Annotated in this window: 23 protein-coding genes; 12 read left to right on the top strand and 11 right to left on the bottom strand. The window is 62.5% G+C overall.

Going from position 1 to position 23,017, the window contains the following annotated elements; translation table 11 throughout:
* Positions 1 to 108: 108 nt before the first annotated feature.
* Positions 109 to 765 carry a response regulator transcription factor gene (locus V5F77_RS16780; protein ID WP_429006502.1) on the bottom strand — a complete coding sequence of 219 codons (657 nt, stop codon included), beginning with the start codon at positions 763 to 765 and terminating at the stop codon, positions 109 to 111.
* 429 nt (positions 766 to 1,194) lie between these two features.
* On the opposite strand from V5F77_RS16780, the gene V5F77_RS16775 reads away from it, so the two are divergent.
* The 3 genes from V5F77_RS16775 to V5F77_RS16765 are packed head-to-tail and all read left to right on the top strand — an operon-like array spanning position 1,195 to position 3,127.
* Positions 1,195 to 1,797 (top strand): LemA family protein, encoded by a 603-nt coding sequence (locus V5F77_RS16775; protein WP_429006501.1) that lies wholly within the window; start codon positions 1,195 to 1,197, stop codon positions 1,795 to 1,797.
* 11 nt (positions 1,798 to 1,808) lie between these two features.
* On the top strand, positions 1,809 to 2,543 hold the full coding sequence (locus V5F77_RS16770; RefSeq protein WP_429006500.1) for a TPM domain-containing protein: 735 nt from the start codon (positions 1,809 to 1,811) through the stop codon (positions 2,541 to 2,543).
* Between the two features lie 14 nt (positions 2,544 to 2,557).
* Positions 2,558 to 3,127 carry a hypothetical protein gene (locus tag V5F77_RS16765; protein ID WP_429006499.1) on the top strand — a complete coding sequence of 190 codons (570 nt, stop codon included), beginning with the start codon at positions 2,558 to 2,560 and terminating at the stop codon, positions 3,125 to 3,127.
* 160 nt (positions 3,128 to 3,287) lie between these two features.
* Here V5F77_RS16765 and V5F77_RS16760 read toward each other — a convergent pair whose 3' ends face one another.
* The 3 genes from V5F77_RS16760 to V5F77_RS16750 all read right to left on the bottom strand — a co-directional run bounded on the left by V5F77_RS16760 (position 3,288) and on the right by V5F77_RS16750 (position 6,025).
* Positions 3,288 to 4,691: a bifunctional enoyl-CoA hydratase/phosphate acetyltransferase gene (locus V5F77_RS16760; protein WP_429006498.1), complete on the bottom strand. Its 1,404-nt coding sequence runs from the start codon at positions 4,689 to 4,691 to the stop codon at positions 3,288 to 3,290.
* A gap of 63 nt (positions 4,692 to 4,754) precedes the next feature.
* The gene (locus V5F77_RS16755) at positions 4,755 to 5,129 is read right to left on the bottom strand and encodes a hypothetical protein (RefSeq protein ID WP_394040780.1); all 375 of its coding nucleotides are present in this window, start codon (positions 5,127 to 5,129) and stop codon (positions 4,755 to 4,757) included.
* 425 nt (positions 5,130 to 5,554) lie between these two features.
* Positions 5,555 to 6,025, bottom strand: coding sequence for a hypothetical protein (locus V5F77_RS16750; RefSeq protein ID WP_429006497.1), 471 nt, complete (start codon positions 6,023 to 6,025; stop codon positions 5,555 to 5,557).
* 263 nt (positions 6,026 to 6,288) lie between these two features.
* On the opposite strand from V5F77_RS16750, the gene V5F77_RS16745 reads away from it, so the two are divergent.
* The 5 genes from V5F77_RS16745 to V5F77_RS16725 all read left to right on the top strand — a co-directional run bounded on the left by V5F77_RS16745 (position 6,289) and on the right by V5F77_RS16725 (position 11,406).
* Positions 6,289 to 6,969, top strand: coding sequence for an RNA polymerase sigma factor (locus V5F77_RS16745; RefSeq protein ID WP_429006496.1), 681 nt, complete (start codon positions 6,289 to 6,291; stop codon positions 6,967 to 6,969).
* A gap of 4 nt (positions 6,970 to 6,973) precedes the next feature.
* The gene (phbB, locus tag V5F77_RS16740) at positions 6,974 to 7,717 is read left to right on the top strand and encodes an acetoacetyl-CoA reductase (RefSeq protein ID WP_394260233.1); all 744 of its coding nucleotides are present in this window, start codon (positions 6,974 to 6,976) and stop codon (positions 7,715 to 7,717) included.
* Positions 7,718 to 7,748: 31 nt separating this feature from the next.
* Complete coding sequence (locus V5F77_RS16735; protein ID WP_429006495.1) at positions 7,749 to 8,936, top strand: thiolase family protein; 1,188 nt, start codon at positions 7,749 to 7,751, stop codon at positions 8,934 to 8,936.
* 84 nt (positions 8,937 to 9,020) lie between these two features.
* Entirely contained in the window at positions 9,021 to 9,458 is a 438-nt protein-coding gene (locus V5F77_RS16730; protein ID WP_429006494.1) for a hypothetical protein, read from the top strand.
* A gap of 127 nt (positions 9,459 to 9,585) precedes the next feature.
* Complete coding sequence (locus tag V5F77_RS16725) at positions 9,586 to 11,406, top strand: DUF3141 domain-containing protein (RefSeq protein ID WP_429006493.1); 1,821 nt, start codon at positions 9,586 to 9,588, stop codon at positions 11,404 to 11,406.
* A gap of 406 nt (positions 11,407 to 11,812) precedes the next feature.
* On the opposite strand, the gene V5F77_RS16720 is transcribed toward V5F77_RS16725, so the two are convergent.
* Positions 11,813 to 12,466: a Crp/Fnr family transcriptional regulator gene (locus V5F77_RS16720; protein WP_271188570.1), complete on the bottom strand. Its 654-nt coding sequence runs from the start codon at positions 12,464 to 12,466 to the stop codon at positions 11,813 to 11,815.
* Positions 12,467 to 13,636: 1,170 nt separating this feature from the next.
* Here V5F77_RS16720 and V5F77_RS16715 point away from each other — a divergent pair.
* The 4 genes from V5F77_RS16715 (at position 13,637) to V5F77_RS16700 (ending at position 15,736) form a co-directional block, all read left to right on the top strand.
* Positions 13,637 to 13,927, top strand: coding sequence for a NifB/NifX family molybdenum-iron cluster-binding protein (locus tag V5F77_RS16715; protein WP_213375278.1), 291 nt, complete (start codon positions 13,637 to 13,639; stop codon positions 13,925 to 13,927).
* A gap of 239 nt (positions 13,928 to 14,166) precedes the next feature.
* On the top strand, positions 14,167 to 14,448 hold the full coding sequence (locus V5F77_RS16710) for a DUF2933 domain-containing protein (RefSeq protein WP_213375373.1): 282 nt from the start codon (positions 14,167 to 14,169) through the stop codon (positions 14,446 to 14,448).
* 28 nt (positions 14,449 to 14,476) lie between these two features.
* Positions 14,477 to 15,139 (top strand): methyltransferase family protein, encoded by a 663-nt coding sequence (locus V5F77_RS16705; protein ID WP_429006492.1) that lies wholly within the window; start codon positions 14,477 to 14,479, stop codon positions 15,137 to 15,139.
* Between the two features lie 75 nt (positions 15,140 to 15,214).
* Positions 15,215 to 15,736 carry a Spy/CpxP family protein refolding chaperone gene (locus V5F77_RS16700; RefSeq protein WP_429006491.1) on the top strand — a complete coding sequence of 174 codons (522 nt, stop codon included), beginning with the start codon at positions 15,215 to 15,217 and terminating at the stop codon, positions 15,734 to 15,736.
* 92 nt (positions 15,737 to 15,828) lie between these two features.
* On the opposite strand, the gene V5F77_RS16695 is transcribed toward V5F77_RS16700, so the two are convergent.
* From V5F77_RS16695 to V5F77_RS16670, 6 genes are read right to left on the bottom strand one after another with little or no spacing between them, the layout of a single operon-like run.
* Positions 15,829 to 17,979: a type IV secretory system conjugative DNA transfer family protein gene (locus V5F77_RS16695; RefSeq protein WP_429006490.1), complete on the bottom strand. Its 2,151-nt coding sequence runs from the start codon at positions 17,977 to 17,979 to the stop codon at positions 15,829 to 15,831.
* The gene (gene virB11 / locus V5F77_RS16690) at positions 17,957 to 19,024 is read right to left on the bottom strand and encodes a P-type DNA transfer ATPase VirB11 (RefSeq protein WP_429006489.1); all 1,068 of its coding nucleotides are present in this window, start codon (positions 19,022 to 19,024) and stop codon (positions 17,957 to 17,959) included. The genes V5F77_RS16695 and virB11 overlap by 23 nt, the downstream gene beginning before the upstream one ends.
* Positions 18,984 to 20,342, bottom strand: coding sequence for a type IV secretion system protein VirB10 (gene virB10, locus V5F77_RS16685; protein WP_429006488.1), 1,359 nt, complete (start codon positions 20,340 to 20,342; stop codon positions 18,984 to 18,986). Before virB10 ends, virB11 begins: the two co-directional genes overlap by 41 nt.
* Before the next feature lie 6 nt (positions 20,343 to 20,348).
* Positions 20,349 to 21,152 carry a P-type conjugative transfer protein VirB9 gene (virB9, locus tag V5F77_RS16680; protein ID WP_429006487.1) on the bottom strand — a complete coding sequence of 268 codons (804 nt, stop codon included), beginning with the start codon at positions 21,150 to 21,152 and terminating at the stop codon, positions 20,349 to 20,351.
* Positions 21,149 to 21,886, bottom strand: a complete 738-nt coding sequence (locus tag V5F77_RS16675) for a virB8 family protein (protein ID WP_394039617.1) — start codon at positions 21,884 to 21,886, stop codon at positions 21,149 to 21,151. Before V5F77_RS16675 ends, virB9 begins: the two co-directional genes overlap by 4 nt.
* Positions 21,883 to 23,013, bottom strand: a complete 1,131-nt coding sequence (locus tag V5F77_RS16670) for a type IV secretion system protein (protein ID WP_429006486.1) — start codon at positions 23,011 to 23,013, stop codon at positions 21,883 to 21,885. The genes V5F77_RS16675 and V5F77_RS16670 overlap by 4 nt, the downstream gene beginning before the upstream one ends.
* Between the last annotated feature and the right edge of the window lie 4 nt (positions 23,014 to 23,017).

The following is a 23,017-nucleotide window of genomic DNA, read 5'->3' as shown; positions in this document are numbered from 1 at the left end:
GAGCATACATGACCGTGCCGGCGAGGCCCGCGGCTCCGATCCAAAGCACGGCCATGGTCGCCGAGAGACCGGCGGCGAGGCGCCAGGCGATCGAAGGACGCGCCAATCTCAGCTTCCCGCCTTGTAGCCAAGGCCCCGGATGGTGCTCACGAACTCCCTGCCGAGCTTTTTGCGCAGGCGGCTGACATAGACTTCGACGGCGTTGCTGTCGATTTCCGCGCCGAATTCATAGAGCGAATCCTCGATCTCGCTCTTCGTAACGACGGCGCCGCGATGGCGGACCAACCGTTCCAGTACCGCCCATTCCCGCGCGGTGATCCCGGCATCCTCGCCCGCCACCGTGACCAGTTTCAGGGCCAGGTCGATCGAGACCGGGCCGATGTTGATGGCCGGGTTCGGATCGCCAGTGTAGCGGCGCGTCACGGCGGAAATCCGCGCGATCATTTCGCTGAGGTCGAACGGCTTGACCAGATAGTCGTCCGCCCCCGCGTTCAGCCCCTCGATACGGACGGCGATCTGGTCCTGTGCCGTTGCGATGATGACGGGCACCGGGTTTCGCGCCGCGCGCAATTCGCGCAACAAGGCCAGACCGTAACCGTCGGCCAGCCCGAGGTCGAGGAGGATCAGCTCATACCCAACGGTGGCCAGGGCCAATCGCGCGTCGTCGATCCGCTGCACCCAGTCGACGCCGTGGCCGTTTGACGCGATGTGATCGCGGATGGCCGTGCCCAGCACTTGGTCGTCTTCGATCAGTAATATGCGCAAGGTCTCTCCCAAGAAATTGCCTTGAGCAAATACCATCCTATGCTGACGTGAAGCTGAAGGACTATATCAGCCCTCTCCAAAATGGTGTGGGTTTAGCAACGTCTATTGGCGCCGCAACAATAGCTCGAATCTTGCCATGGACGTCGAAGCGATAGCGCAATTCTTCGGGACGGCGAGCATCTGTGCGATTGGCAGTCGATGTATGCGGGCCGCAAGACCCGGCGGATGCTGGGGTTCATCGCGGATGAACACTGTGCGCGGCCAAAGCGCGGTTCCTTAATCAGGATCAAAGATTCCCAACGAGCGTACCACCTAAGGTCAAAAACTCGAAGTCTGAGCGCTCCCGGGAGCCAAGGCTGCATCAGACGAAAAATGCGTGGCAATTCCGCCATCCCTGGATCGCCCTGTCGTCCGGGAGGAGACAATAGAATGAGCCATCCGATTGCACGCTTGGCCGCTCGCGTCGGCGCGGTCCTCCTTCTTGCGATCGGCCTCGCCGGCTGCGGTATCAACGCTGTGCCAACCCAGGATGAGCAGGTGAAAGCTGCTTGGAGCGAGGTGCTGAACCAGTATCAACGGCGCGCCGATCTTGTTCCCAACCTGGTAGAAACGGTGAGGGGCTATGCTAAACAGGAGCAGACGGTGTTGACACAGGTCACCGAGGCTCGTGCGCGCGCCACCCAAGTGACCTTGCCGCCGGACATCCTCACCAACCCGGACGCCTTCCGTCAGTTCGAACAAAACCAAGCATCTCTTGGCGGAGCCTTGGGACGCCTTTTGGCTATCAGCGAGCAATACCCCGATCTCAAGTCGAACCAAAATTTCCTAGCGCTTCAATCGCAGCTCGAGGGCACGGAGAACCGCATCGCCGTCGCGCGGCGCGACTATATCGGCACGGTGCAAACCTACAACACGACCTTGCGCACCATTCCCAGCCGATGGATCGCAGCTATCCTTTATCCGAACGCCAAGGTGAGAGAAACCTTTACGATCGATGAAAAGGCGCAAGAAGTGCCGCAAGTCAAACTATGATCCGCCCCCGCATGCATCCGCAGGTCGCATGGCAGGCACTTTTTGCAGGGCTGGTCTATGTATTACTTGCCACCGCGCTCTACGCAGCGCCGGTTTTTCCACCCCTCACCGGTCGCGTTGTGGATGACGCAGGTATCCTTTCAGCTGAAACGCAACAAAAGCTGACAGAAATGCTGGCTCAGCATGAGGTGCAGACCGGGAACCAGATTGTTATTGCAACGATCAAATCACTTCAAGGCTATTCCATCGACGACTTTGGCTATCAGTTGGGCCGCGCCTGGGGGATCGGACAAAGGGGTCAGAACAACGGTGCATTGCTGTTGGTAGCGCCGAACGAACGCAATGTGCGCGTTGAAGTCGGCTACGGCCTGGAGGGTCGGCTCACCGATGCACAGAGCAGGCTGATTATCGAGAATCTCATCCTGCCCGAATTCCGGAAGGGCGATTTCAACACCGGCGTTCTTGTCGGGGCAACGACGCTTCTGCGTGTTCTGGGCGGCGATGCGTCTGCCCTGCCCCAGCAAACTGAGCAACGATGGAGCCAAGACGAAGACGGTAGCGGAGGCGGAAGCGTCATCGCCATTATCGTCATCATGTTCATCTTCGGTCGTTTCTTCTGGCCTCTGCTGTTCCTTGGCGGGTTCCGCGGACGGCACGGGGGGGCCGGGCGTGGCGGCTTCTCGCGCGGCGGGTTTTCCGGCGGCGGAGGCTCGTTTGGTGGCGGGGGAGCATCAGGACGCTGGTGATGAAGATGAAATGCATGTCCGACGACGACAGCCGACGCCTACACGAGCTTATGACGACCGTCGAACGGCGCACTGGCGCACACTTCGCGTTGGTGGTCACTCCGCTCAGCGATCGGTATTTGCTTTTTCCGCTGATATGGGCGGCTGCAGCCGCCCTTGCAGTCGGAGGCCTATTGGCGATCTTCTGGCCGCTATTGCCACTCCCCATCGGCTTTCTGATCCAGGCGGGGACGTTCGCGAGCTCGGCTCTGATCTTTGATTGGTTGCCTCTACGTTTGTTGCTCGTGCCTGGCCGGATCAAGCGCGAGCACTGTGTCGGCTTGGCCCGTCGTGAGTTTGCGGCCCGGATCCTGGCCGACCAGGAACATCGTCCCGGCATGCTGCTCTTCGTGTCCTTGGGCGAACGCCATGTTGAGATTTTGGCCGACAACGCCCTCCACACATGCGTCGGCGAAGCCGCCTGGAACAGGGCCATTGCCACCTTCATGACAGCGCCGAAGCCCGGCAATTCGATTGCGGATGGCCTCATCGGCAGTATAGAAGCCTGCGCCGCCACACTGGAAATGCACTATCCACGGGCGTAGATGGCGAGCCCCGAATGTTGAGTGAAATGCATGATCAAGCTCTGGAAGCATGCACGAACAGACATTGCTCGTAGCTTCATGTTGAGGCCCGCCGGTTTGAATGAGGCCGACTTGGATCGCTAGATCAAAGATCCGGCATGTTGGACCAGGATTGTGCCCGTCACGGCCGGATACCGGCCCTATGGCGGGCGAGCAGAAGCGCGATGGCACAGGAGGCCAACCGCGCCGCCGTCGTGCCTGCACGGCTGGTCAAGATGATCGGGACGCGCGCGCCCAGCACGATGCCGGCGACTTCGGCCTCGGCAAGATATTCGAGCTGCTTCGCCAGCATGTTTCCGGCCTCGAGGTCAGGCACAAGGAGGATGTCTGCTTGGCCCGCGACGGGAGAGATGATGCCCTTCGTCGTTGCCGCATCGACGGAAACGGCATTGTCGAACGCGAGTGGGCCGTCGAGGAGCGCGCCGGTGATCTGGCCGCGGTCCGCCATCTTGCAGAGAGCTGCGGCGTCGAGTGTCGATGGAATCTTCGACGACACCGTCTCGACGGCCGACAGGACGGCTACCTTCGGCGTCGCAAGTCCCAGGGCATGAGCCAAGTCGATCGCGTTCTGCACGATGTCGCGCTTGTCGTCGAGATTGGGATTGATATTGATCGCCGCGTCGGTGATGAAGAGCGGGCGTGGATAGCGTGGCGCGTCGATCGCAAACACATGGCTGACGCGCCGCGCCGTCCGCAATCCATGATCGCGATCCACTACGGCGCCCATGAGTTCATCGGTGTGCAGCGCCCCCTTCATCAAGGCCCCGACCTTGCCGGCACGCGCCATCGCGACCGCCTGTGCCGCCGCAGCATCGCTGTGCTCCGTCGGGACGATTTCAAAGGGGGACAGATCGAGCGCAGCTTGCTGAGCAGCGGCCCGAATCTTTGCCTCAGGTCCGACCAGGATGGGGACGATCAGCTTCTGTTGAGCAGCCTCGATCGCGCCGAGTAGTGATGTCGTATCGACGGGATGCACCACAGCCGTGCGAATTGGCTCAAGACCTTGGACCAATTTCATGAGATGGCGATGCCAACGCCCTTTCTCGACGAACTCTACCTCTGGCAGAATCGTGCGCTGGCGAGAGATTTTCTCCGTTGGCGCGATCACATCTGCAATTCCACTGATGACGATCTCACCGAGCTGATTGACCGCCTTGCAGTCGAGAAGGACGCGATGCCCGTCTTCAATCTTTTCGGCGACCCGCACGGTCACCGTGATGGTGTCGCCGAGACCAACTGGGCGATGGAAACGAAGAGTCTGGCCAAAATAGACGGTGCCTGGGCCTGGCAGCTCGGTGCCGAGAATGGTCGAGATAAGGGCGCCGCCCCACATGCCGTGTGCTACGATCTTGTGAAACAGATCGCTCTTGGCGAAGGTTTCATCGACATGAGTGGGATTGACGTCCCCCGACATGACGGCAAAGAGCTCGACGTCCTTTCGGACGAGCGTATGGACGATGCTGGCGGTGTCACCGATCCGAATCTCGTCGAACGTCCGATTTTCGATCGTGCCCGTTTGGTTCATTCCGGCCTCTGAGGTTCTCTACCGGTGTTGGGACCAAGCCGAACGGTCCGGGACCTCTGCGCCCTAGCAGCCATGTCGGTGGTGCTGAGGATGGTTGTCGTCGCGCTGGTTATCGATCGCTTGGCCCGAAGCAGCCATCCCGGTCAGATACTTTTCGGGATCGGCCTCGAACGCCTCACGGTTTTCGCGGGACTCGAAATAGTAGGCGCGCTCCCGATAGACCGAAGATATCGACGAACTGCCGCTGACAGACTGCCGGCTTACGGGATCAAGGACCGACCGCGGACCGGCTCCAGCGTCGGATGGTGGGCCGTCTTGCCCGCTTCCGTGGCTGTGGCGTGCCGATCGGCCCATTCCGCGGCCGCCCATGCGGGTCATGAAGAAGAATGCGCCAATTGCAAGTGCGATCCAGATCCAGTTCTGGGAGATCCAATCCATGTCTGCCTCCTGTCGACTGAGGCACTGAGGAAAGCTGAAATCGCAGTGAGAGCTTTGCGGCAGGTTAAAGATCGCCACTTGCGCCGCGCGAAGCTCCGAAGGAAATCGCAGGGCGCGCCGTGAGGGATTGCAAGCCCGCGGTCTTGCGTTTGTCTTGGCGCTCCCGATCAGTGATGTAGTCTTGCATCATAGTGAGCCTGTTCGTGTGGCCGGCGTCGACCCGTCCAGCGCCAACGGGCCCCGGGATCGGCTATATGCGCTGGCCGTGAACTATTGTGGAGTTGATATTCTTCCGAGTGGAAATGCATCCGTTCGATTTGAACGACTCGCTGCGATTTCATCTCTCTGGCCGGCGTAGTCACAAATGGCAGCGCCTCGTTCATCGTCATGACCGACGCGCTCGATCGATCACTTCATAGTCGTTATTACTGGTGCCGTTCTTCGAATTCCACCTTGATGTCCTGCGCCTGGTCCCGCAGGCGAATTGTCAGGCTGATCCGAAACGGTCCATTGCCCTGCATTTCAAAGTAGTTGCCGTAGCTTTCGGTGCCCGCGATCTCCATCGGATTGAGGTTCTTCTGGCTCCCCGCAAGGCCGATTTCGGAGACGCGGGCCGAGACGTCTGCGCCGGTGAGGCGGCGCCCACTCCTGACATCGAAGAGTGCAACAACGATATGGAATTGCCCGCGGGCCGCCGACTGCCCGCCATGCATGGAATTCTCCGTGTGGCCTTGCTGATGACCGCGGACTAATTCCGCCGGCAGGATTCCCATATAGATCTGGACATCGCCGACGACCCTGCTGTCGCCGCTAGGGGCCGCCATTGCTGTGTGGGCTGATCCAGAAAGCAGAATCAGACCCAGCGCCACCCCGACGCTCATTGCTCGCATGGTCATTTGCTCTCCCACCGCTGGCCAAAGACCTAAGATGGCGCACGATGTGCCAGCGAGGGTTCGGTCCGTTCCGATCCCGCCAGGACAGCAGCCCATCGCGGCGAAAAGGCTGATATCCGAGACGGATTCGTAGCGACGACCGGCAACAGAAAGCTTGATCTGCGTTAAAGAACGTGAGCGGTCGCTGCCGTAACGTTAAATCCTGTCTGGTTTTGGCAGAGACGTCTCAAGAGGACGTCTCTGCCATTGAAAGATCTGGCTGGACGATGACCAACAGGCGTGAGACGGATGCCCAGCATTCGGGCAGTGATCCGGAAGGAGAGGACGCCGCAAAACCAGCGGACGCGGCTGTACGACGAGCGCTTGTCGAGGCACGCGAGGAGTTTCTGGTCTTTTTGCATCATCGGGTGGGCAGCCGGGACGAGGCTGAAGAGTTGTTGCAGCAGTTCTCGCTCCGGGCGATCGAGCGCGCCTGGCAATTGCGGGACGTCCGCACGGTACGCGGTTGGCTCGGGCGCATACTGGCGACGACACTCGTCGATCACCAGCGACGCGCCATCAGACGGCGTCGCCGGGAGGTCGACATGGAGCAGTCGGACGTCGAGAACCTCGCGATCGAGCCGGATCGAGAAACCGATGAGGCCGTCTGCAACTGCCTCCATAAATTGCTGCCGACGCTCAAGCCCGAATATGCCGATGTCGTCTGGCGCTCCGACATTCTTGGCGAGCCGCGGGATCGGATCGCCGCGAGCCTCGGCACCACGCTCAACAACATCGCGGTCCGGCTTCACCGCGGGCGCCAGGCGCTCCGCAAGAGGCTCGAGGAAATGTGCCTGACCTGTCCGGTCCACGGCTTCCTCGATTGCCGGTGCGATGAGGCCGAGCGCATTCGCCGGCGAGCTCGGGGCCTCGCTGACGAGACCAAGACGCCGCCTGAGAACGGATAACACAATGAATGCAGATGACCTCACCAAGCGCGTGGCGATCATCACCGGCGGAACGCGAGGGATCGGCGCCGCGATTGCGCGTCGCTTCAAGAACGCGGGATACGCGGTTGCGGCCGTCTACCACGGCAACGCGACAGCGGCCGACGCGTTCTCGGGCGATACCGGTATCCCAGTCTACAAATGGGATGTTGCCGATTTTGACGCCTGCCAGGATGGCGTGGCCAGCGTGGCGAACGACCTCGGCGGACCGGTTGAGATCCTCGTCAACAATGCGGGCATCACCCGCGATGCCATGCTGCACAAGATGACATCTGCCCAGTGGGGCGAGGTCATCGCGACCGACCTCACCTCCTGCTTCAACATGTGCCGAGCAGTCATCGGCGCCATGCGTGATCACGGCTTCGGCCGGATCGTCAATATTTCCTCGATCAACGGTCAGAAGGGGCAGCTTGGTCAGACCAACTATGCAGCCGCGAAGGCTGGCATCCTTGGTTTCACCAAAGCGCTCGCGCTCGAGACGGCGTCGAGGGGCATCACCGTGAACGCGGTCGCGCCCGGCTACATCGCGACGGACATGGTCGGTGCCATGTCTGAAGATGTTCTCGCAAGGATCGAGGGGCAAATCCCTGTCGGGCGGCTGGGCAATGCCGACGAGGTCGCACGCATCGTCCAGTTCCTGGTGAGCGAGGAGGCAACGTTCATCACTGGCTCGACGGTCACCGCCAATGGCGGCCAGTACATGGCATAGGCCCCCCCCGGGAAATCGAAAGGACATCCACATGGCACAGTCGAACGTCGTGCTCTGCACCCCGGTGCGGACAGCCATCGGCACGTATGGCGGAACGCTGAAAGACATAGGCGCCCCCGAGCTCGGGGCCGCCGTGATCAAGGAAATATTGATCCGCGCGAAGATCGCAGACGGTGCGATCGGCGCCGTGGTGATGGGGCAGGTCGTCCAGGCCGGCGCCAAGATGAACCCGGCGCGGCAGGCGGCGATCAAGGCCGGCGTTCCGGCCGGCGTTCCGGCGATGACCATCAACCGGGTGTGTGGTTCGGGTGCGCAGGCGATCGCGACCGCCGCGCAGGAGATCATGCTCGGCCTCGCCGAGAGCGCCATCGCCGGCGGCATGGAGAACATGGACCAATCGCCCTACCTGATGTCGGGCGGACGGTGGGGCTACCGCATGGGCGATGCCCAGATCTACGACTGCATGCTGCGCGACGGCCTCAACGACGCCTTTTCCGATCACCACTCGGGCTTGGTGACCGAGGATCTCGTCAGTAAGTTTCAGGTGACGCGCGAGGCGCAGGACCGCTGGGCGGAGCGAACGCAGCAACGCTTCGGCGCGGCGCAGGCGGCCGGCAAGTTCAATGCCGAGATCGCGCCGATCGAAATCCCCGGTCGCAAGGGGCCGACGATCTTCGACAAGGATGAGCACAACCGCCCGGACGCAACGCTGGAGTCGCTGGCCAAGTTGAAGCCGGCTTTCCGCAAGGATGGGACCATCACCGCCGGCAATGCACCGGGCCTCAACAGCGGCGCCGCAGGCATGATCGTTGCGGATGTCCGCTGGGCCGAGAAGCACGGCCTGACGCCGATGGCCCGTCTTGTGGCCTTCGGGGTCGGCGCGGTCGAACCCGGCCTGTTCGGTCTCGGGCCGGTTCCCGCGGTTCGGCAGGCCTTGGATCGCGCTGGCTGGACCCTCGGCGACGTCGAGCGGGTGGAAATCAACGAGGCCTTCGCTGCGATCGTCCTGGCGCTCATCGGAGAGCTCGGGCTCCCGGAGGACATCGTCAATGTCGAGGGCGGCGCCATAGCACATGGCCATCCGATCGGTGCGACAGGAGCCGTGCTGACGACCCGCCTCCTTCACGCGATGCACCGGGACGGTCTCCGCCGCGGATTGGTGACGCTGTGCATCGGCGGCGGTCAGGGGGTCGCTTTGGCGCTTGAGGCTATCCACTGACCGCGAGAGCGCAAAATGCGACCCATCACAGTAAATCGAACGTCGCGTTCCTGAAACTGCAACGAAACAATGAAGGAGAGAACAATGGCCACGAAGAATGAGGCGCCAGTTGGTTTCGATCGCATGAACGCTGTATTCGCATGGTGGGGACTGTCGGGCGCCGACAGTACCGGCAAGCTCGACGGCCAGTTCAAACGGTTCCAGGCCTTCACGTCCGATCTGCAGAAGGCCTATGGCGAGACATACAGCGCTCAGATGAGCACTCTCCTTGGCGCCAATGAGCGGATCGGACGCTCGCTTCTGGAATTCGTGCAGTGCCGGCGACCGCAGGATGTGATCGCGGCGGAATCGAGCGTCATGGCGGCCATCCTGGAAGAGACGTCATTGCAGACGAAGACTTGGCTCGATCTCTCGCAGAAGGTCCAAGACTACTGTGCGACCATGGCACGGGAGACCGCAGGCGAAATCCGTCGGCAGGCAAATGGAACCCCTGACGCCGGAAGCAGCGTCAAGGCATCCTAGCCGCATATAGTGTTGAAGAGCGTCCCGCGGGGTCTTGCCGAGACCGTGGCGTGCGGCTGGCACAGCAGCCGGATTTCTGGCCGCTGTTCAACTTCCTCGCCCTAAAGATCAGATGATGGAGATGGTGATGGCCGAAGCAAGATCGGATTCCGCGCTGATTGACCAGCCGAAGGCGTCGCCGGGTCGGCAATTGGCTGTTCGGCGGGCTACCGTAGCGGCCGCTACGGTGAAAAGCCTGGAACCGGCCGTCGCGGCGAATCCAGCCGGGCTGCCGATCAACATCGGTGATCCCTTGGCCTATCAGAGGGATGTCTTTGAACGGTCGATTCTGTTTTGGGACACGCTGCGCCAGCGTGCCAACAACATGATCGCCCATGAGCGCGCCGGCAAACCGCCGCTTCTCGACTTCGACTATGAGACGCTGGTCGATGCCCGCCGTTTCGAACGACCTGTCAACTACGCCCTCCTGCGGATCACCCGGATCGGCGACGATTGCATCGAGGATTGTATCGATCCGGCGAAGCCACCCGTCGTCATCCTCGACCCTCGAGCCGGCCATGGGCCCGGCATCGGCGGCTTCAAGCGCGACTCCGAGGTTGGGATCGCCATGCACGAGGGCTATCCGGTCTATTTCGTTTCCTTCTTTCCGGAACCCTGCGTGGGCCAGACCCTGGCGGATGTGCTGCATGCGCTCGGACGCTTCGTCGAGGACGTGGTCAAACGTCACCCCGGCAAGCCTCCGGTGCTCTATGGCAACTGTCAGGCCGGCTGGGCGATCACCCTGCTCTCGGCGGATTGCGAAGGCTTGGTCGGCCCCGCCGTGCTCAACGGCTCTCCGCTCTCCTATTGGGCGGGAGAATCGGGCGTCAATCCGATGCGGATCGCGGGCGGGCTGCTCGGCGGCGTCTGGGCCACCCACCTTCTCGCCGATCTCAACGACGGCCGCCTGGACGGTGCGTGGCTCGCCTTCAATTTCGAAAACCTTCAGCCCGAAGCCGTCTGGGAGAAATACGCCAACCTGTTTACGCATGTCGACACGGAGCGGGAGCGCTTCCTCGAGTTCGAGCGGTGGTGGAATGGCTTCTATTTCCTCAGCCGGGAAGAGATCGTCGCCATCGTCGAGAACCTCTTCATCGGCAATCGCCTCGAGGAGGGCAAGATGCGGATCTGCGAGGGTTGCGTCGCCGACCTTCGGCGTATTCGCAATCCGCTGGTGATCTTCGCGTCCTACGGCGACAACATCACCCCGCCGCACCAGGCGCTCGGCTGGATCCCGGTGGTGTACAAGGATACGAGCGATCTCAAGGCCGCCGGTCAGCGCATTGTCTACCTGACGAACCCCCATGCGGGCCATCTCGGCATTTTCGTGTCAGCCAAGGTGGCGCGGTTCGAACATCGCGCGATCCTCGAAAGCCTCGGCGAAATCGAGACCCTCGCCCCCGGTCTCTACGAGATGAAGATCGACAATCCGACCGGCAATCCCGACTGCCATAAGCCGGAATACTCGGTCCGGTTCGAAGAGCGGCGTGTCGAGGATCTTCGGTTCGCGACGCCGCGCGCGGAGTTCGAGCAGGTTCGCCATCTTTCAGAGGTGAACGAGCAATTCTACAAGACCATGGTCAGCCCGTTCGTGCGCATGGCCTCCAATCCCTGGACCGCAGCGACGCTCGAATGGCTCCATCCGATGCGCACGAGCCGTTACCTGCTGTCGGAATCCTTCAGTCCGTGGATGCATGGCGTCGCTGCGCTCGCGCGTCTGATCGAGCAGCGCCGCCAGCCGCTGCCGGAGGACGATGCCAATCTCCGTCGTGAGCGGGAGGCGATTGACCGTGTCTCCGAGGTGATCGAAAACGGCCGCAGGCAGCGCGACGCGACGGAGGAACGGGTCTTCCAGGCGCTTTACGATGTTCCCGCCTCGGCTCGGCCAGCAGCGCCACCGGCGGTATAGGCTTGACACCGTCGTCGTTCGCCATGGCAAGCCGGTGCGATTGAACGTTTCCGCGGGAGGAGACGGCGCTCTGTTCCGAGAAGGTCGCTTGCGCTGACTTCAATAGGTGCGCGGACCTGTCGGCCGGACAGACGGTTCGGGTGGAGACCATGCCAGACAAGGCGGCAAATTCGGCTTCGGCTGCCCGATGGGATATTCACGGACAGGCTCGTCGTGGAGCAAGATCGCATCTTTGGGCGCAGACGCGACCCGTGACGCCGCAACGCAAAGGGGCCGCTGGTGACGGAAGATCAGCGGTTGTCTTTGCGCAACAATGGAGCCGAAGGAGCATGACGCGGCAGCTCGCAACAAGGCTGGATCGGACATTCCGCCCGCTCCATCCCATATTGTCCCGGCCGATCATCCATCAGCGGATCCAAGACATCACGAGTTGAGGGTCAAGACCTGCAACGTCGACGAGTTTGTCCGGATCGAGGATCCGGAGCCGTCGATAATGGAATTCCAGGATCCTATCCTTTCGCAGATCCCTTAGCACCCGGTTGACATGAACGAAGGTCAGACCCGTCGCATCTCCGATATCTTCTTGGGTCAGCGGAAGATGCATCTCCTCGATATGACTGCCCGGCCATTGCGCGCGGTAGCGGACGAACAGCTTGAGCAGCAGGTGGGCAACGCGCTCACGGGCTGAATGCCGCCCAATGCTGGTAAGACGGTCATAAGCCAGGGTGCAATCGCGCGCGATCAGCCAGGCAAGCCGCAGACCGAACTCCGGCTGCTGTTTGACGATCGGTGGAAGCGCCTTGCGCGGAATTGTGCTGACGACGATATCCGTCAAGGCTTGCGCGCCAAATGTCATCATCGCGCCGCCGCCGGGATGGAATCCAAGCACGGCGCCCGGCAATGCGAAGTGCAAAATCTGCCGTCGCCCATCTTCCAATAAATTATAGAGAATGACCCAACCTTCAAGGAGATTGTAGATCGAATCGCACGGCTCACCGAGGCTGAAGAGATCCTGGCCGGCCTTGAATTCCCGATCAGCAGATTTGTAACTCGCGATCACACAGGGCGATCCCGGCTGGCAATCGCCGCACAAACCCCGGTTAGCCCGCGCGAAGCAAGCCTCACAGCCCGGGGGTTGCTTCGTCGTGCCATTCCCAGGCATCGGCATACGGGCGTTCCTTTCCGCATCACTGATCGTGTTTGCGGTTCCCCAAGGAACTGGGGACCGGACCACCCCGGGTTGCAGACCGTCGTATCGGCCATGGGCGTGATCCCGCGACGCTCGGATAGTGCTCTCCAAATAAGACGCTTGGCTCGGAGTCATATTACAGTCCTCGATCTGGTCGGTTTCACCTGGAAGGTTGAATCCATCTGACCAGGTCGCCCGGCTCGGCCGGCCGCTTTGGCGGCGCGACGCCAGCGGGAATGGAACAATCAAGCCACGCTCCCGATCCGCGCAGGGCGTGGACCGTTGGCAGCTAGATCGCGCTCCGCTGGGCCGATCGACCCGCTAGGTCGAGCGCCGAGGAACTGGGGGGTCGAGTCCGGGGATGACCGAGCCTGGGTCGGCTTCTTCGGACCCCATCCCTACTGAAGAGCGCTCGAAGGCATGGGCCGTGAGGCTGCTAGGGAGGGGCGCCAAGCTCGTTGAGCAGGTGGCCGGGCAGGAGCAGGTACTCATCGGACAGCAGGGCTTGTCCGAATTTGGACACTCCGGGCAGTCGTCGCATTCGTCACTGTGGGGCCCAAGGCCAGAAGCGCTCACAACCACCATGGTCGCATCAGCTGTGATCGCTACTGTCCCGGCCATACTCCGCCCGCTCAGCGTCATGATGATCGCTGTGGCGAAGATCAGTATGGCGAGGAACCGCAGCATCCGCCTCTTTCCAAGAAGGCCAGAACCGGAAGTTACCACACGGCTCCGCATCTACCAATTAGCCCGGCGGAAACCTATACGGGGAAGGGCCCGGCGAGATTGATTGAAATCAAGTGGTGGGCAGCGCGCATCGACCGCCCGGAATCCTGCGCGGGGCAGCTTTCCGGCCGCCCGTCGGACACTTGGCAGATGATGTCATGCCGCGCCGCCTACGCGAATGTTTGATCGAGTTTAAAGTCCGATATGTTAGCCGGTGCCATAATTCCCTGGCTTTGCTGGTGTTCAAACGAGGAACCGATGGCTAGGTCCGCCTGCGTACCACCCCCGCCGGCAAATCGCATTGCGATCATTGTGATGAAATCCGACGCGGGCCCCGCACTGTGCCCCTTCTTCGGCAAGTGCGATGGAATATGGATCGTCGATACCGCCACGGGCGCGACAGAATTCCGCGCCAACCCGCAGCGCACGTCCGCCGCGGTATGCGATCTCATTGTCGCAGCCAGACCAGGTCGCTTGATCTGCGGCTTTATCGGCGAGCCAGAGAAACAGAGACTTTGTGCTGCTGGGATCGACGTGAGGCTCGGCTCGTGCGTGAGGACGATCCAGGAACTCGTGGCCTGCTTTTCCGCTCTCGTTGCCGCATGACGCCGGCTGCCACGGGGCGAGGCAGGCGAGGCATCTGATCGGTCCTGCTGCTTCGATCCACACCCGGCGGATGTTTAACCGGGATCAAAGATTCAGAACAGATGGCCGGCCATGGTTCGAGCGCTGTCGTGTCGCTCGGAGGATGGCGTCTGGCCGATGCAAGCCTGCATCGTCTAGCGACCTCTGGACGGTTGCAGGGCGTGCCGGTGCGTCCTGGTCTGACGTGGGTGGAGTTTCCAATGGAACACGGCGGTCATGGTGGTGAGGGGGGCTTCTTTCGCTCCCGCGCAAATTGGGTCCTGATCGGTTTTCTCGCGATCGGCGGCTTCTATCTACTGACCGAGCATCGCGCGCATCTCATCCCGTATTTGGGGTATTGGCCGTTCCTGCTGATCCTCGCCTGCCCGTTGATGCATGTTTTCATGCATGGCGGGCATGGCGGCCACGGCGGACGGGGAGGAAGCAACGACAGCGGCAGCGGATCGGCGGATGCCGGCCAGAACCAGCCTCACAAACATTGAGCCGCGATCAACGGTCCGGAGGTCGACCATGCACGACGATGTTCCTGCCTATGGCCTCTGGTCACTGGTGATTATCAATTCGGCGATCTTCATCTTCTTCGCCTTCAGCTTTTTCAAGCCGCAGACAAAGCGCGACTGGCGGTCCTTCGGCGCCTTCAGCGCCTTTCTGGTCGCGCTGTTCACCGAGATGTATGGGTTCCCGCTGACGATCTATCTGCTCTCCGGCTGGCTGCAGAGCCGCTTTCCGGGAGTCGATTGGTTCTCCCACGACGCCGGGCATCTTCTCGAGGAGATGTTCGGCTGGAGAGCCAATCCGCATTTCGGGCCGTTTCACCTCCTGAGCTTCGTTTTCATCGGTGGCGGCTTTATCCTGATCTCGGCCGGCTGGAAGGTGCTCTACGAAGCACAGCGTCATAGAACGCTCGCCACCACCGGCGTCTACGCTTATGTGCGGCATCCGCAATATGTCGGCTTCGTGCTGGTGATGTTCGGCTTCCTGCTGCAATGGCCGACCTTGCTGACCCTCGCGATGTTCCCGGTGCTGGTGTTCATGTACGTGCGGCTTGCCCGCGCCGAAGAACGCGAGTCTTTGGCGGAATTCGGCTCTGACTATGAACGCTACATGCGAGACGTGCCGGGCTTCATTCCACGGCTCGGCGGCCCGAAAAGTAGCCGCGCCGGCCAGGGTTGAACAGCGAGTTTCGGGCCTCGCCGTAGCAGGCTCCGCCCTGTCATAACAACTCACAACGCGAAGGAATAGGCTCCGATGATCAAGATGCCCTCCATTTCCATCCTGCTTTTCAGCGCCATGCTCCTCGCAGGGTCACCCGCCTCGGCCAACGATGAGCACCATCCGGCCGGGGGCGCTGAAGCGCCAGCCACGCCTTTGAATGCGCCCGGATCACAAATGCCCATGGGCGGCATGATGTCGACGATGGGTGCTGGCGGTATGCCCATGATGGGCATGATGACCGGACACATTGAAGGCCGGCTGGCGTTCTTAAGGACCGAACTCAAGGTCACCGACGTTCAGGAAGCCAAATGGAACATGTTCGCAGACGCCGTGCGAGCCAACGCGAAGGCGATGATGGGCATGCGTGAGGGCATGATGCAGGCACGTGACGACGCTCTTCCAGTGCGTCTTGAGCGGATCGAGAAGGCCATGGCTCTATGCCAGGAAGCGCTCCAAAAGATCAAAGTAGCGGTGGAGCCGCTCTACGCAAGCTTCAGCGAGGAGCAGAAGCGCGCCGCCGATCAGTTGATGGTGAGCCCGATGGGCCTATTCTGAACGGACGGCGTTTGCTGAGAAGCAGAGCCATCGCGTCGCTTCAAGCTCGTCTCGGTGAGCGACGCGGGCCGCGCGGACCACGGCTACATATTTCACTGCGCGTCGTCGCCGAACCCGTCCTGCAGCCCGGTAAGGGTTATCAACGCTTGCTCGACTCGCTCTTCCTGACCAACCGCCGCGGCACTGGCAGTCATCGCTTCGAAGTCGCGACGCTGAGCGCTTTCTGACGCGGCCAGTAGATCACTGATGTTGCAGTTCTCCCCAGGCGGAACCAATGGCTGGTCACCAAGCGAGAGCTGCTTGCGGGCCGGTCGTTCGACTGGCTTCACCCTCGTGATCACCAGCGGCGCCGGAAAGAAAGCAGGTTCCGCCGCGGCTTGTCGCTTGGCTGGGGCCTTCTTTCCAGGGGGTTGAGGGTTCCGCCTTGGCGCCTGTTGCGCGGCGGCTTGGAGCGGTGGCCGGGCGACCGTGTCGTCTTCGGTGCTCTCGGCGGCCGGCGCCGGATTGATCGCGCCGCCCAATGCCTCATCCTTCCATTCGCGCAGGCTCGGCAACGCCGGCGGATTTCCCTTCGCCGCCTCGTAGGGCCGTCGATAGGGCTTGTCGAGATAGTGGCGGATCTTGGTAAGCTCGAACGAGCGCGAGTTCTTCACCATCAGGATCGACACGCGGTCGGACATCTCGCGCAATTCGAGCGGGCTGCGCAGCGGGCGCGGCGTGTAGTGCGGCGCCCAGGCGCGCGGCGCGAAGATCCCCTGCCCTGGCCGCATCACCGGCGTTTTGTAGACCTGCGTCGTCTCGCCGAGCATCTCGGATACGAAATCCGATGTCTCCAGATCGTTGATCTGGATGAACAGCTTGATCTGCGAACCGGACACGGTGGTGATGCGCGTGTTGCGGCCATAGAGCTCATCGAGCTGCGAGATGTCCTGCATCACGATCGCCATGCGGAAGCCATAGCCGGCGCTGATGGTAATCTTGGAAATCAGCGAGTCCATGCGCCCGACATGGTAGAATTCATCGAGCATGAGCAGCACCTGGTGCGGCTCGTCATCGCCCGGAATCCTCACCATCATCAGATCATGGATCTGCTGGAACAGGATGCGGATCAGCGGACGGAAGATGGCGAGCTCGGCGATGGTGCAGCCGATGAAAATCGTCATCGGCTGGCGGCGCAGCTCGCGAATGTCGAAGTCGGATGTCTCGGTCGCCGCCGAGATCAGCCCGTTGTTCCAGAGCGACATGGCCATGTTGACATTGAAGACGGCGCTGTTGCGGGTCTCCGGTTCGAGCGCGATGTACTGGTTGAAATTGTCGGTCACCCAGGTCGGCAGATGCTGCCGCTCGGTCTTCACGATCGCGCGCAGCACCGACGAGATGTCCCGTCCCGTGGTCGTCATCCGGGCGACCGTGCGCATGTGCTGCGCGCCAGCGATGAGGGGAGACGACAGCACATAGCCGATAAGAGCGGACAGCAGCAGCCGCCCTGCCCCGGCCCAGGTGTCGTCGGCCTTCTCGGGGATTACGAAGGAGGCGACCACCAGGCAGTCGGTCGCCATGCGCTCGTCGCGGCGCACGAAGTCGAGCGGGTTGTAGCGATGCGTGTCGTTGGAGCCCGGCGAGAACATGAAGACCTTGTTGCCCATAGCCGTGCGGTGGTTGGCCAGCGCCTCGAAGTTCTCCCGTTTCGGATCGAAGAACACCGCCGACCCTTGCCAGAGATAACCGTTCGGCAGCACGAACCCGGTCCCCTTGCCAGATCGCGAGGGTCCGACCACGAGGATGTGCGCGGGCTCATCCGAACGCACCGTGACGCCACTAATCGTCCCCAGCACGATGCCCTGCTTGCCGGTCAGGCCCTGCTTCGCCGCCTCCATCAACGTCCCGAAGCGCGCCGCCCCAAATGGCATCTGGCGGCGATTGATGAAGGCGAACAGCCATCCTGCCAGACCAAGGGCAATGACCACCCCCGCCGCAATGCCGGCGCGGATCAGCGCCTCGGCCTGGGTCGCCGGGTAGAGAAGCCGGGCATGGAAGTGCTGCCAGGCAACCAGGAAGAAGCCGGCCGAGCGGTCGGCGTTCTGCAGCCGCAACAGTCCCCAGCGGCTGGCGCCCTCGCTCGGAAACCGCGCCGGGGCCCATCGCAGCCCGACGACGATCTCATAGGCCATGCTCCAGAGCAGCCAGAAGGCAATGGCGAGCAGGATCGCAATGCCGATCCTATAAACGACGACGCGGGCCATGGCCGGCCTTCCTTCCTGCCGCCCCTGCCCTTTCTGCACGCCACTCCGCCATGCGTGAAAAATACACGGCCGAGGTGCCGCGCCAGCCGCCGACCTTGGTCTGCTGGATGACGATCGGCAGGACGGATTTGATGTAGCCGACGATCTCGTCCCGCCGCAGACCGAGCCCGGCCTGCATCACCATCAGCGCGAGCTGCTCGAACGCACCGGCCGGGCTGTCGGCATGGACCGTGGTGATGCTGCCGGGATGGCCGGTGTTTATGGCCCGCAGGAACGAATAGGCCTCCGCGCCGCGGATTTCGCCGAGGAAGATACGGTCCGGACGCAGGCGCATCGACGCCTGCAGCAATGTCTCGACGGTGACGCGGGCTTCACCCTGATCGCCCTTCGAGGCGACCAGCGGCAGATAGTTCCTCTGGATCGGGTTCACCTCGCGGGTGTCCTCGATGGTGATGATGCGCTCCTCGGCCGCGACCTCTTTCAGAATGGCGTTGAGGAACGTCGTCTTGCCGGAGGAGGTGCCGCCCGAGAGCAGGATCGAATAGCGGTTCACCACGGCGAGCCGGATGAAGTCCTCGATGCGGCCAGCGTCGAGATACGCGCAGAGCTGCCGGTCGACATCCGACAATGCGCCCTCGGTGACGGTGGCGACTTTCTCAAACGAGCCGAGCCGGCGATAATCGTCGAGCCGCATCTCCTTGATGACCTGCTTGCGGATGGCGAAGGCGCCGCCCGCTGTTGTCGCCGGCGGCATCACGCCCTGAAAGCGCTCGCCCGTCGGCAGCGCTGCCGACAGCAGCGGATGCTCTTCGTTGACGCTCTGGCCGGATTGACCGGCAATGCGTTCGGCGAGGTGTCGGATGGCGAACTCGGTGAGTGCGGGAACCTCGTGACGCTCCATCGCGGCCTGGCCGAAGCGTTCGACCCAGACTTCGCCGGGTCCATTGGCGCAGATCTCGACGACCTGGTCGTCGTCGAGCCAGGGCCGAATGGGATTGAGCGCCCTATCGAGGAAGACTGTCAGGTTTCGCGCCGGTGCGTTCACGCTTGAGCTCCCTGAGCGCTTCCTTCACCGGATCAGGGTAAAGGGAGGAGAAATCGAGGTCCCGGCGCACGAAGACGATGATCCGCGTCCCCTGGTCGAGATAGATTGTCGGCGGGATGTTGATCGAGTTCTTCAGGGCCTCCTGGGCGATATTGGTCAGTGTCTGCGACACGTTCTGCGCCGCGATCTGGCGCGCCTGGAGCGACTGGCTGTTCTGGTTGGTGCCCGTTTGGGTCGTGGTGACGAGGCCGGTGACCGGATCGGTCGTCGTGATCGTGGTGCCGTTATTGTTGTTGTCGTACTGGCCATAGCCGCTCAGGAATTGCGAAACGCCGCCAACGACCGACAGCATGATCGCGGAGCCGAAGCGCTCAAGGTAGTGATTGTCGACGAAGCCGGCATTGCCGGCGCGGCCGAGGTCGTCGGTGCCGTTCGACCCCAGCTGAACCGACACCCCATCCGAGCGCAGCAGGCGGGTCCACACCACGAAGACGCGGGTCTGCCCCTGCGAGATTCCGGACTTGTATTCGCCAATGAGCCGGCTTCCCGCCGGGATAAGGATGCGGCGGCCGTCGAAGGACCAGACATTCTCAGCTGTGACGGCGCGCACCATGCCCGGCAGGTCGCTCTGAACGGCGGTCTCAAGAACCCCGCGGATCATCGTGCCCTGTGCGACAAGCGCATCGATCCGATCGTTCTTCACCGCCTTCGCGATCTCGACGCCGGCGCTCGACACCGACGCCAGGAAGCGGCGGTTGGGGTCCTCGTCCTGCCCGGCAGCCGCGCGCGCCGGATCACCGGGACCGCCAATTGCATCGCCCGGACTGGCATTGTCGGCGATCACCTGCGGCGCGCGGAACCGTTCCCATCTCCGGCGCTCCTCTTCCTGGCGTAGCCGCTCAAGCTCGGCCAGCCGGCGCGCTTCATCGTCATTTGGCGCTGGCAGGGCGAGCGGTGGCTCGGGTGGTGGCGGCGCCGGCAGCGCCATGGGCGGCGCGACGGGCGGTGGTGGCAAGACCGGCTCCGGCGGCACGGGCGGGGCTTGCGGAACGACGATTGTGCCCTGGTCGGTCTGCGGGCGCGGCGCCTGCAGCGACGGTGCCGGAAACTGCGTCGTCGTGAACTCTTCCGTGTCCGGCGCGGTCATGTTCCGCGGACCGCTGCCGAGCGAGGCGTAAATCATCCATCCCGCGATGAGGACGGCGCCGAGCGGCACGCCGAATTTCAGCAGATTGCCGATGGCGGTCGAACCCCGCGCGACGGCGGTCGCGGCAGAGGCTTCGAGTTCGAGCGAGCGATAATCCTGTGGCGAGGGCATGGCGCGTCAGCCTCCTGCGCTGGCTGACGGAAAACCTACGCGCTGCGGCGCATAGGGCTCGAGCCCATTCGGCTCGTGCACATTGGTCGCACGCCGATTGAAGATGCAGGTCGATTCAGTGCCATTGCGCAGCGTCCATTGCGGGCTGACCTTGTCGACGACGACGAACGGTCCCTCGGTCCGGAAATTGACCAGGCTCTCATTGCGCTCGGCATCGACGATGTAGATCGCCGGCGTCTCGCCCTCGAAGCGGAACCAGGTCTTGACGCCGTCGTCGAACACCGCGACCGGCTTGTTGGCCGACGAACCCTTGTAGCCATAGTCGCTGTTGGCATTGGCGATGTTGAGATCGCGCAGGTTCGGATTGGCGGCGCGCTCCTTGGCGGCCACGAGCAGCTTCGCGCTCGCCTCGTCGTCGGGAAACCGGAACCGAACCGCGTAGATCTGGTCATTCGGCGCGCGCGTGTTCGACCGCAGCAGGAAGCTGTAGATGCGCTTGTCGGTGACGACATTGAGGTTGGATTGCGCATTCTTGTCGATCGGCTTGACGAAGATGATGTCGCCCTTGCGATTGGGCTCGACCTTCCAGGCAAGGGAATCGCCGAGCGCCAGCGTCTCGATCTTCTCGTCCGGCTGCAGCTGGATCATCGTCGACGTGCCGTAGGTGGCGTCGATCGCCGTGACGTTGTCGCGGTTATAGACGACGTCGCGGACGCGAGCATCGACCCGTCCCGCGCGCGGGATCGCTTCCGCGAACGCATGGCCGGACGCAAGCAAGACGCAGCCTGCAAGGATCAGGCGCCGCCTCATGATCTTTGCGCTCCGGCCGTGCCGGGAGAGGGAGCCGTCTCCTGGTCGCGTCGATATTCGAGCACCTGGAAGCCGAGCGGATTGTCGAAGCGATACTCGTTGCGCATCGGCGCGGAGGTGTAGCGGAAGCGCACGAGCGAGACCCAGTTGCGCGTCGTGATGCTGGTCGCCGTTTTCTCATCGGTGGAGAACCGCACCAGCGCGGTGCGGTTGTTCGGGAACGTCACCGACTTGACCGAGACCGAGACCTCGGTGTTGGAGCCGTAGATCTTGACGGGATTTTGCGGATTGGCCGGCGAATAGATCTCGGTCAGCTCACGCGCCGCGTCGCCGGTGGCGAGCAACTGTGCCAGGTCGAAATTGTCCTTCAGCGCCCTCGGATCGTAGGTCTCGCGCGCCTTGATGTAGCGAACGACATTGAAGGTGGTGACGGCCTCGTCCTGCGTCAGCGGCCCCTCGGCCATCGGGCGTTTGACCTCGACAAAGCCCGTCGTCCTGTCGACGACCACCATATAGGGCTCGTAGGTCTTCAGCGGCACCAGCAGCGCCAATGTACCGAGCGAGGCGACGGCAACGATGGTCATGACGCCGGCGACGATCCAGGCCAGCGCTCGCGAGTTCCGGTTACGCCGTGCGACGTCATATTCCCAGGTTGCGCCCTCAGCGTAATAGCGGGGGTCGATCTTAGCCGGGACATCGACCGCTCCAGCCTCTGTCACTGGGGTATCGCTCAAGGCCGGTTCCCTCCCCCACCTTGCGCCGGCGGCGAGCCGGGATGCTTGATCTGCTCGGCGAGCCTGCGGAACTCAGGCGATTGCGCCCACGACGCCGCGCGCAGCCCGACACGCGCACGCTGGCGTGCCGCCAGTTCCTCGCGCCGTGATGTCGAGGCCGGGTTCAACGGGTTGCGAAAGGCAAGACGGGCCCTGTTTGCCGCCATGCCGAGCCGATAGCCGCTGACCGTGGCGAGCACCGCACCGATCCGCGAACTCGAGATTGGCACACCGCCGGCAATGGCCGCCGCGACATTGTTGATCTGAGCCAGCAGCAGCACGCCGATGATGGCCAGCAGCACGACCGGGCCAATCGTCGCCCAGCTCGCGCTCTTGGTGTTCGCGACGCCATTCAGCGTGTCGATCGTCTGCTGGATCAGCGAGACGTAGAAGGCGAGGAAGGCGTAGACGAGCACCTGCACCAGAAAATACTGGATGAGCGTGCCGAGCCAGCCGCTGAAGAAGCGCGAGGTGACGCCAAACAGCAGCAGGATGATGAATACCGGCGCCAGCGCCAGCAGCAGCCACATGAAGAGCTTCGACAGCACGATCAGGAAGATCGCGAAGCCGATCAGCAGCGCCATCACCACATAGAAGACGGCGGCGAAGATGTAGGGCCCCCAATTGGTGAGGCCCGCATTCTGCAGGAACGCTTCGGTGGCGCTGTTGGTGGTGTCCCACATGTTCTGCAGGGCCGATTGCACGCCGTTGACCGAGCTCAGGTTCTGCGCCGTGCCGGTGTTGTTGGCGGTGGTCACGGCGCTGAGCAGCGCGTTGCCGATTGCCGACGGCCCGTCATTCATGAACCGGTAGGCCAGCGTCTGAAAATCGTTCCAACTGGTCGCGAGCGCATAGATCAGGAAGGCGCGGAACAGCCTGAAGGCGTGGTCGGCCGGGCCGCCGGTTGCCGTGCCCTGCCAGATGCCGACGCCCCAGAAGATCACATAAAGCGTCAGGAGCAGCCCGGCGACGCTCGTCGCTCCGCCCGACGTCAGCGCGTTCGACAGCGCCTGGTAGGCGGTCGAGACGTAGTTCTGGCCGATCTGGTCGACCGATTGCAGCAGCGAGGTGATGCTGAACGTCGCCATCGCG

The sequence above is a fragment of the Roseixanthobacter psychrophilus genome (genome assembly GCF_043195195.1).
Taxonomy (GTDB): domain Bacteria; phylum Pseudomonadota; class Alphaproteobacteria; order Rhizobiales; family Xanthobacteraceae; genus NCEH01.
This window is presented reverse-complemented; position numbering and strand designations above follow the sequence as displayed.